Genomic DNA, 1,609 nt, shown 5'->3' with positions numbered 1-1,609 from the left:
ATTCAGGCTTTAGGGTATAAAAATAAATAATTTTTGCCAAAACATATAGTTTTATGTTAATATAGATACATGAGAAAAAAGCAGAAAGGAGGCGTTTCAAAATGGGAGGAAATTATGAAAAAAGTATATATAACCAACTTATGGAAGTTATGGAGCGCCTTGTATCTGTTGAAAAAGAACTTAAAAATGAAAAAAAAGAATATAAAAATGAAGTAATAAAATTAAATGAAAAAATTTCCAGTCTTGAAAATATAATAGATGAAAAAGACCGGCAGATAAAAATCCTGTCAGATGATAATGAACGCCTTAAAAGGATAATAAACAATAACAGTACCAATTCTTCAATGCCGCCATCCACAGACCAGAAATGCCAGAGTGCAAACCAGTACAGTTCCAGGAGAAAAAGTGTTAAAAAACCAGGAGGACAGAAAGGGCACACAGGAACAACCCTTACGAAAAAAGACATAGAAGAAAAGCTTGGCACAGGAAAATATTCACATAAAACCACAATAATTGGAAAAGGATATGGGAATTATGCTGTAAAATACATACTTGATTTTGAAGTTGTTCCGGTTATAAACGAAATAAGGATTTATGAGGATGAAAATGGAAAAATTAATATACCAGCAGAGTATAGAAGTAATGTTATATATGGTTCTTTTTTAAAGTCTGTGGTTGTGGATTTATATGCAGAGGGGGCAATGTCCAATGAAAGGATATGCCAGTCCATTAATGCATTAACCGGAAACACTCTTGATATTTCTTCTGGAAGTATATACAGCTTCTGTAAAAGTTTTTCTGTAAAAGCAGAAGAAAACTTAAAGCAGATTGGGAATGAACTTTTAAATGAAGAAACTATATGTACTGATGCAACAGTAGTGACAGTGGACGGGAAACAGTGTTATATACGCAATTTCAGCAGCAATAAGGCTGTATTATATACAGCAATGGAGAAAAAAAGTATAAACGCACTGGATAAAATATCTTTTCTTAAATCATATGCAGGTACACTGGAACATGACCATGAAACGGCATTATACCATTATGGTAAAGGACATGGTGAATGCAATGTCCATCTGCTGCGTTATCTGAAAAAGAATACAGAAGAAGCTGGTACAGAATGGGCATCAGGGATGTCAGCTTTTCTATGTGGTATAAACGACAGAAGAAAAAAACATATTTCAGAAGGGACATTTTTTACAGATGAAGAAATATCCAAATATGAAAAAAGATATGATGAAATACTGGCAGATGGAAGAAAGCAAAATAAAACTGTTAAAGGAAAAATTGCAAAACAGGAAGAAAAAGCACTGCTTGTACGGCTTGAAAAATACAAAGAGAACCACCTTTTGTTCATGCACAATTTTTCAGTACCATTTGAAAACAATATGAGCGAAAGAGACCTGCGGAAATGTAAAAACCGCCAGAAAATATCAGGAGGATTCCGTAAATACAGTGGAAATGAAATGTATTGCAAGATAATAAGTGTAGTGGAAACATACAAAAGAAAAGGTATGAGAATACTGGAAAATATACAAAAAGTTTTTGAAGGCACACCAGCTTTTTAACTGTGTGCCTTATAAATGTGCCTTTATGACTGAATAGTAAC

Annotated in this window: 1 protein-coding gene; it reads left to right on the top strand. The window is 33.3% G+C overall.

The genetic code is table 11. The annotated features are described in order from the left end of the window. Nucleotides 1-101: 101 nt before the first annotated feature. Nucleotides 102-1,568 carry a transposase gene (locus QZ305_RS11710; RefSeq protein WP_294732180.1) on the top strand — a complete coding sequence of 489 codons (1,467 nt, stop codon included), beginning with the start codon at nt 102-104 and terminating at the stop codon, nt 1,566-1,568. Nucleotides 1,569-1,609: the final 41 nt, after the last annotated feature.

Origin of the sequence: uncultured Faecalibaculum sp. (assembly GCF_910588395.1) — a bacterium.
Lineage (GTDB): Bacteria > Bacillota_I > Bacilli_A > Erysipelotrichales > Erysipelotrichaceae > Faecalibaculum.
This window is presented reverse-complemented; position numbering and strand designations above follow the sequence as displayed.

Coding starts and splice junctions, on each gene's coding strand:
- QZ305_RS11710 (WP_294732180.1), top strand. CDS start 102: ATGGGAGGAAATTATGAAAAAAGTATATATAACCAACTTATGGAAGTT.